This window comes from Kitasatospora nipponensis (assembly GCF_039528135.1).
Taxonomy (GTDB): domain Bacteria; phylum Actinomycetota; class Actinomycetes; order Streptomycetales; family Streptomycetaceae; genus Kitasatospora; species Kitasatospora nipponensis.
Genome location: NZ_BAAALF010000273.1, coordinates 1 through 7,891, shown reverse-complemented (window position 1 = coordinate 7,891; position 7,891 = coordinate 1). Strand labels below are relative to the sequence as shown.

At 75.6% G+C, this 7,891-nt stretch carries 7 protein-coding genes and 1 pseudogene; 4 read left to right on the top strand and 4 right to left on the bottom strand.

Translation table 11 applies throughout. The features are described 5' to 3' along the window. The 3 genes and pseudogenes from ABD323_RS37950 to ABD323_RS37940 form a co-directional block, all read right to left on the bottom strand. Positions 1-266 (bottom strand): annotated as a pseudogene (locus tag ABD323_RS37950) (hypothetical protein); the annotation flags it as partial. A 95-nt stretch (positions 267-361) separates the two neighbouring features. After that, complete coding sequence (locus tag ABD323_RS37945; RefSeq protein WP_344446658.1) at positions 362-2,158, bottom strand: DUF3492 domain-containing protein; 1,797 nt, start codon at positions 2,156-2,158, stop codon at positions 362-364. Positions 2,159-2,545: 387 nt separating this feature from the next. Next, entirely contained in the window at positions 2,546-3,547 is a 1,002-nt protein-coding gene (locus tag ABD323_RS37940; protein ID WP_344446657.1) for an alpha/beta fold hydrolase, read from the bottom strand. A 174-nt stretch (positions 3,548-3,721) separates the two neighbouring features. On the opposite strand from ABD323_RS37940, the gene ABD323_RS37935 reads away from it, so the two are divergent. The 3 genes from ABD323_RS37935 (at position 3,722) to ABD323_RS37925 (ending at position 5,236) form a co-directional block, all read left to right on the top strand. Beyond that, complete coding sequence (locus ABD323_RS37935) at positions 3,722-4,390, top strand: TetR/AcrR family transcriptional regulator (protein WP_344446656.1); 669 nt, start codon at positions 3,722-3,724, stop codon at positions 4,388-4,390. Positions 4,391-4,536: 146 nt separating this feature from the next. Continuing rightward, complete coding sequence (locus ABD323_RS37930; RefSeq protein WP_344446655.1) at positions 4,537-4,764, top strand: DUF3107 domain-containing protein; 228 nt, start codon at positions 4,537-4,539, stop codon at positions 4,762-4,764. A 178-nt stretch (positions 4,765-4,942) separates the two neighbouring features. Continuing rightward, positions 4,943-5,236, top strand: a complete 294-nt coding sequence (locus tag ABD323_RS37925; protein ID WP_344446654.1) for a hypothetical protein — start codon at positions 4,943-4,945, stop codon at positions 5,234-5,236. A 24-nt stretch (positions 5,237-5,260) separates the two neighbouring features. On the opposite strand, the gene ABD323_RS37920 is transcribed toward ABD323_RS37925, so the two are convergent. Then, positions 5,261-5,983 (bottom strand): ferritin-like fold-containing protein, encoded by a 723-nt coding sequence (locus tag ABD323_RS37920; protein WP_344446653.1) that lies wholly within the window; start codon positions 5,981-5,983, stop codon positions 5,261-5,263. 611 nt (positions 5,984-6,594) lie between these two features. On the opposite strand from ABD323_RS37920, the gene ABD323_RS37915 reads away from it, so the two are divergent. After that, positions 6,595-7,891: DEAD/DEAH box helicase (locus tag ABD323_RS37915; RefSeq protein ID WP_425556303.1), on the top strand; the 1,297-nt coding region annotated here is incomplete at its 3' end.

The window sequence follows — 7,891 nt, the reverse complement described above, 5'->3', positions numbered from 1 at the left end:
GGCACCGGGGCCCCGGGGAGGCCGGCCAGCCGCGCCGCCGCGCGCTGCAGCCGGCCCGCCGGCGGGCCGGTGAGGGGCGCCTCGCCGCCCGGCGGTGGCTCGGCCGCGCGGCGCGGGACCCGGGCGAAGAGCTCCTCGGCCAGCGAGAAGACGTCGCCGTGCCGGTAGCGCCCGGCACCGGCCGCACCGATCCCGGCCTCCTCCAGCGCCGCGGCGATCTCCAGCGGGTGGGTGGCCTGCTCGCACAGGGCACGGTGGGTGGCCATCAGCTCCCGGACCGGGTCGGCTCCGCCACCCGCCGCGGAGGCGGTCCGGGGGGCGGGCCCGGGGGCCTGGCCCGGGGGCCTGGCTGCGCCGGCCATCAGTCCGCCCCCGCCAGCGCGCCGGCCGCCTGCCTGCTCCCGGTCGCCCGCGCCGCCGGTCCGTCCCCGCCCGCCGGCTCACCCGCGGCCGCGGCCACCGGCGCATCCGCTGTCTCACCAGTCGTCTCAGCCATCGGACGGGTCGCGCCACCCGCCGCCGGACCGGCCCCCGGGCCGGCCGCCGGCCGGGCCGGGCCGGGCGCCCCACCGGTGACCGTCTCCGTGCTGCCCGCCACCCAGTACTCGGCCGGCCGGGCGAAGGGCCTGGGCAGCGCCCCGGCCCGGCGCTCGGTGGCCGGGAAGGCCGGCCACTGCGAGACCAGCTCCAGGTACACCTCCCGGAACGCGGAGACCACCGGCTCCACCGCGAACCGTTCCTGCGCGCGCAACCGTCCGGCCAGCCCCAGCCGGCCGCGGCGCTCCTCGTCGCCCAGCAGCGCCAGGCAGGCGAGCGCCAGCGCCGCCGGGTCACGCGGCGGCACCAGCAGCCCGGCCGGGCCGAGCGCCTCGCGCACCACACCGACGTCGGTGGCGACCACCGCGCGTCCGCTGAGCATCGCGTCGACCAGTGGCCGCGGGCTGCGCTGCGCGCGCGCCGAGAAGACCGCGACGGTGCCGCTCGCCCAGGCGGCGTCCGGCGTCCGGAGCGGGCCGCCGAAGACCACCGCGGCCGGCTCCTCCGACCGGGCCGGCCCGTCCGGCTCGTCCCGCATCTGCGCCCGCTCCGCCGCCGCCTCGTCCCGCGCCAGCGCCGTGCTCAGCCCCAGCCGCGCCGCCACCGCCCGGCAGTGCTCGAGGTAGCCGGGCGGCCCCTCGACCCCGTACATCCGCAGCCGCGCCCCCGGCGCCTGCGCCCGCACCCGGGCGAAGGCGTGCAGCATCAACTCGGGGTCCGCCGCCGGCTCCAGGCGCCCGGACCAGGCCAGCGTGGGCTGCCCCGGCTCGTCCCCGGCCGCGGGCCGGTCCACCGCGGCCGTGCCCCGGTAGACCACCCGGATCCGCTCGGGGCGGGCCCCGCAGCGCAGTTGCCACTCCCGGTCGTAGCCGCTGCCGGGGGTCAGCAGCGCGGCCTGCCGGTAGGTCTCGGCCGTCAGCAGCCGGAAGAACGAGAGCAGCAGCGCCCGGACCGGCCAGCGGTAGGGCGCCTGCCGGTAGCCGAGGTACTGCTCGCGCAGGTGCAGCCCGTGCTCGGTCAGCACGAACGGCACCCCGTGGAGCTGCTTGGCCACCAGCGCGGGCAGCGCGGCCGGCCCGCCGCCGACCACGTGGCACAGGTCCACGCCGCCCAGTGCGCCGGCGCCGTACCAGTCGGCCGACAGCGGGCGCAGGCACTGCTCCAGCAGGTCACCGGCGACCAGGACGTCGCGCACCAGCGGCGCCCCGGCGGCGGTGTCCGCCCCGGGCGAGCGCCAGCTGCGCTCCAGCACCCGGTGGGCGTGGCCGGAGGCGAGGAAGGCCGGCAGCGCGCCGTCCTGGCGCCCGAGTTCGGCCAGCCGGTGCAGCCCCGGCGCGAAGCCGGCCCGCTCGCGCGGCAGGACCAGCGCGCCGACCAGCTGCTCGTAGGCCCGGGCGTACGCGCGCCGCCGCACCGCGCCGGGAGCGCGGCCGGCGGGTCTGGGCCCGCGCAGCTCCAGCGTCCGCACCCCGGGGGCCACCGGGCCCGCCGGCCCGCCCGACAGCAGGGCGTAGCGCTCGAACTCGTGCTCCGCGAGCCCCTCGGTCAGCCGGTCGCACCAGCCCCCCTCGGCACGCTGTGCAGGCGGACGAACGCCCTCGGTGAGCAGAGCTATGCGCACGACGACCTCCAGGAGCAGACAGGGGCGGAGCAGACGGGAACATCGGACGGACCTGGGCGTCGGCTCCGAGGCGGGGTCGGGGGCGCGGGCAGCGCCCGGCCGGGCGGTGCCGGGCCGTCGCCCGGGCACCGCCGTGCTGTTCACGGGGCGCCCCCACGCCCTTCGCCACACCCCCGGGCGCCCACCGCGGTGGCCCGCCGGTCACGCCCCCCACATCTGTTCGGTCCAACTCCACGAAGGTAGAACGGAACCCGGCCCGGCAGCGGTCAGCGGCCTGCCGGCCACCTGAACGAGTGAACACCCGTAACCTCGGACCGCTCCCCGCGTTCCGCCGGCCCCGTCCGCGTCCCCCGCGTCCCCCGCGTCCCCCGCGTCCCCCGCCGCGTGCTACCCGCCCACCTCGCGCAGGAACTCCCGCACCGCGCGCCCCACCTGCGCCGGGTGCTCCATCATCGCCACGTGCCCGGACTCCGGGATCACCAGCAGCCGCGCGTCCTGGAAGGCCGCGCAGGCGCGGGCCGCCGAGCGGTACGAGACCAGCTTGTCGCGCAGCCCGTAGACCAGCAGCACCGGCACCTCGACCCGCTCCGCCTGCTGCCACAGCGCCTGCTCGCCGCGCTCGGTGTACGCCGAGACGATCCCGCGGGCCGAGCCGGTCATCACCTGCATCGCGTACGGCAGCCCCATCCGCCGCCGGTACTCCGCCACCGCCCGTTCGCGCTTCTCCGCGGGGATCGTGCGCACGTCGCCGTAGACCAGGCCGAGCAGTTGGTCGGTGGTCTGCTCGACGCTGCGGCCCGCGGAGGGGAACCGCTGCAGCAGCCGCGGGACGCCGGGGACCGCCAGCAGGCCGGTCGGAAACGCGGTGCGCTGCGGCGGCAGCTCCGGCAGCGCCGGGGAGATCAGGGTGAGGCTGCGCACCAGGTCGGGCCGCAGGGCGGTGAGCCGCACCGCCACCGCGCCGCCGAGCGAGTTGCCGAACAGGTGCACCGGCCCGCGGCCGGTCGTCTCCAGGTACCCGATCACCGCCCGCACGTGCCCCGAGATCGAGAGGTTGCCGTCCGGCGGCGGCGCCGAGTAGCCGAAGCCGGGCAGGTCGAGGGCCTCGCCGCGGACCACCCCGGTCAGCTCCCCCATCAGCTCGGTCCAGTTGTCCGACGAGCCGCCCAGGCCGTGCACGAAGAGCGCCTCCGGCAGAGCGGCCTCCTCGTCCGCCGTCGGTCCGCGCACCGCGAGGACGGCGCCGGGGACCTCGACCGTCCGCGCTGCCCAACGGCCGGCGGGCAGCACGGCGTGATCACTCTGCGCCAGCGGGTGACCCGGGGCGGCGACCCCGTCCCGGCCCTCGCCCTGCCCCGCCCCGGCCCACTCCTGCTGCTCAGTGCTCATGGGAGAAGATGGTAGTGAGACTCTGGCGCCCACCGGGGGCACGCGCCGTATTGTGGGCACCCGACAACCCGAGAGCTGCGCCTTTTCCTGATCCGGGCAGGCGTGGACGGGGTTACCCGAAAGTAGACTCAACCCCCTGCCGAGCACCATCGCCAGCCAGAAGTGAGGAGCGCCGTGACGGCCATCCAGGAGGCCCAGGACCGCCCACGCGGCGCCCGGCTGCCGCGTAGCGCCCGCCGTGAGCAGCTGCTCGGAGCCGCACAGGAGGTGTTCGTCGCCCAGGGTTACCACGCTGCCGCGATGGACGACATCGCCGAGCGCGCCGGGGTCAGCAAGCCGGTGCTCTACCAGCACTTCCCCGGCAAGCTCGAGCTGTACCTCGCGCTGCTGGACAAGCACTGCGACGCCCTGGTCGAGGCCACCAGGGCCGCGCTGGACGCCACCACCGACAACAAGCTGCGGGTGGCGGCCACCATGCAGGCCTACTTCGACTACGTGGCCAGCGAGTCCGGTTCGTTCCGGCTGGTCTTCGAGTCCGACCTGACCAACGAGCCCGCCGTGCGCGAGCGGGTCGAGCGCGCCGCCGACCTGAGCGCGACGCTGGTCAGCAAGGTGATCGCGGAGGACACCGACCTCCCCGAGACCGAGGCCAAGCTGCTCGCCGCGGGCGTCTGCGGGCTGGCCCAGATCACCGCGCGCTACTGGCTCTCGCAGGGTCGCGAGATCCCGCGCGAGGAGGCGGTGCGGCTGGTCGCCAGCCTCGCCTGGCGCGGTCTCAAGGGCTTCCCGATGCACCCCGGCGACCAGGCGCCGGACGGCGGGCAGCCGGCGGTCACCGACTGACGTCCTGACGACTGGTCCGCCGTACGCCCACCGCGTTGCTCTAAGGTGAAGCCGTACGGCGCGGTAGCCGTGAACTCCCGTTCGATGCGACCGGGCGCAAGCGGCCGCCGCGCGTGGCTGGCTGCAACCCCGGAGGGACGGACGTCGTGGAGGTCAAGATCGGCGTGCAGAACGCACCCCGAGAGATCGTTATCGAGAGCTCGCAGACGGCCGATGAGGTCGAGAACGCGGTCGCCCAGGCGCTCGACGGCACGTCGAAGCTCTTCGCGCTGACCGACGAGCACGGCCGCCGCGTCATCGTCCCGGCCGAGCGCCTGGCGTACGTCGAGATCGGTGAGCAGGCCGCCCGCAAGGTCGGCTTCGGCACCATCTGAGCGGGCTCCTGTGACGATGCCCGCCGTTCCCCCCGGGGAGCGGCGGGCATCGTCGCGTCCGCGGCCGGCGGGTGGGCCCCGGCGGCGGGAGGCGTAGAACGGCGCGGCCCCGGGTATGGGAGCCCCACCGCGGCTCCCCCACCGCGGACGCCAGCAGCACCAGTCCCGGGAGGCAGCCATGCCCTTGGCACTCGAAGCGACCGTGTTCGCCGTGATCGGGCTGCTCGCGGGGCTCGCCGCGCTGACCCTGGTGCCCGAGTACTACCCGATGGCGCGCGGTCTGACGATGGGCACCGCCCTGGTGTCGGCCCTGCTCAGCGGACTGGTCACCCGCTTCACGCTGGCCGGCGACGGCGCGGCGCCGACCCTGGTGATCACCGTGCTCTGCACCGGGCTGCTCACCTCGGTGCTGGCCCGCCCCGACCTGGCCGCCCGGCGCGGCAGCCACCGGCGCGGGCGGCACGCGCACTGAGCGCACCGCCCCGGCGGTGCGGGATCAGGAGGCCAGGCCCAGCGCGCTCATCCGCTTGGTGTGCGCCTCGGTGATCCGGTTGAACATCTTGCCGACCTCGACCAGGTCGAAGCCGCGCACCGCGGCGCCGCCGACCAGCAGGTTGGAGAGCGCGTCACGCTCGGCCACCACCCGCTGCGCCTGGCTGAGCGCCTCGCCCATCAGCCGCCGGCCCCAGAGCGCGAGCCGCCCGCCGACCCGCGGGTTCTCCTCGATCGCCTGGCGGACCTTGTCCACCGCGAACTGCGCGTGACCGGTGTCGCTCATCACCCGCAGCACCAGGTCCCGGGTGTCGTCGTCGAGCCGGACCGCCACCTCGCGGTAGAAGTCGGTGGCGATCGAGTCGCCGACGTAGGCCTTGACCAGGCCCTCCAGCCAGTCGGAGGGGGCGGTGACCCGGTGGAAGGAGTCCAGCGGCTCGACGAACGGGGTCATCGACTCGGTCGGGTCGGCGCCGATCTCGGCCAGCCGGTCGTGCAGCAGCTGGTAGTGCTGGAACTCGGCCGAGGCCATCCGCGCCAGCGCCGCCTTGTCGGCCAGGCCCGGCGCGAACTTGGCGTCCTCGGCCAGCCGCTCGAAGGCGCTCAGCTCGCCGTAGGCCAGCGCGCCGAGCAGGTCGAGCACCGCGGCCCGGTAGCCGGGGTCGGCCGAGCAGCTGGTCCAGTCACCGATCGAGCCGACCTGGCCGGCCTCGCCTTGAGTCTCCATGGAGCGTCACTCTAGACCGCGCCGCCCGCTGCCAGGCCCGGTGTCAGACGCGTCACGTGTTCGAGTCGGCGGCTGACTGTAGAGTGGTACAGAGGCCCGTTGTGCCCGCTCGGTTCGCAAGCCGCGCGGGTTCGCTTCGTCCGGACGATTCCGGCTCGCAGCGCCGGGCGCTCACGTACGCGGATGCCCGGTCGGAGACCCGATCGGCTCCGACCTTGGCTTGGACCCCAAGCCAGGCACCGCATCAGTGGCCGAGCGAGGGCCGCCGCGGACCGCGCCGCAGGGCGCCGGTCCCGCGCCGACCCCTCACGGGACATCTCCCCCACGCCACGGGACGCCGCCGCCCCGCCAGGGCCGGCCTTCCCGGACGCCGCAGGGATCGGCGCGGTCGTGCACGACCTCGCAGCACGCGAACAGGGCCCCGCGGCCCGGACGCTGCCGCGCGGCTGCCCGCCGCCCTCTCGCTCTCGGCCCGCCCACACGGAAGAGGCAGCACCCTGTCCACCACGACTGAACCCACGAAGACCACGTTCCGCGAACTCGGCATCCTCCCGGAGACCGCCGAGGCGCTCGAGTCGGTCGGCATCGTCCACCCGTTCCCGATCCAGGAGATGACCCTCCCGGTCGCGATGACCGGGCACGACGTCATCGGCCAGGCCAAGACCGGCACCGGCAAGACCCTCGGCTTCGGCCTCCCGCTGATCGAGCGCGCCGTCGTGCGCGCCGACGTGGACGCCGGCCGGGCCACCGAGGACCAGCTCTGCGACAGCCCGCAGGCGCTGATCGTCGTCCCGACCCGCGAGCTCTGCACCCAGGTCACCAACGACCTGCAGACCGCCGGCAAGGTCCGCAACGTCCGGGTCCTGGCCATCTACGGCGGCCGGGCCTACGAGCCGCAGGTCGAGGCGCTGAAGAAGGGCGTCGACATCGTCGTCGGCACCCCCGGCCGCCTGCTCGACCTCGCCGGCCAGAAGAAGCTCGACCTCTCCAAGGTCCGCGCCCTGGTGCTCGACGAGGCCGACGAGATGCTCGACCTGGGCTTCCTGCCCGACGTCGAGAAGATCATCACCATGCTGCCCGTCAAGCGGCAGACCCTGCTCTTCTCGGCCACCATGCCGGGCCAGGTGATCAGCCTCGCCCGCCGCTACATGAGCCAGCCGACCCACATCCGGGCCGCCGCGCCGGACGACACCGGCCACACCGTGGCCAACACCACCCAGCACATCTTCCGGGCGCACTCGCTCGACAAGGTCGAGCTGGTCTCGCGCGTGCTGCAGGCCGAGGGCCGCGGCCTGGCGATGATCTTCTGCCGCACCAAGCGGACCGCCGCCGACGTCGCCGACCAGCTGACCCAGCGCGGCTTCGCGGCCGGCGCCGTGCACGGCGACCTCGGTCAGGGCGCGCGCGAGCAGGCGCTGCGGGCGTTCCGCAGCGGCAAGGTCGACGTGCTGGTCTGCACCGACGTCGCGGCCCGCGGCATCGACGTCGAGGGCGTCACGCACGTCATCAACTACCAGTGCCCCGAGGACGAGAAGACCTACCTGCACCGGATCGGCCGCACCGGCCGGGCCGGCGCCTCGGGCACCGCGGTCACGCTGGTGGACTGGGACGACATCCCGCGCTGGCAGCTGATCAACAAGGCGCTGGAGCTGGGCTTCGCCGAGCCGGAGGAGACCTACTCCACCTCCGCGCACCTCTACGAGCTGCTGAAGATCGCGCCGGGCACCAAGGGTGTCCTGCCGCGCTCGGAGCGCACCCGGGCGGGTCTGGCCGCCGAGGAGGTCGAGGACCTCGGCGAGACCGGCGGGCGCGGTTCGCGCTCGGCCGGCCGCGGTGAGCAGCGCGGCGAGCGCGACCGTGACCGCGGACGCGGCGGCCGGGGCGGCGCCGACCGCACCGAGCGCGGAG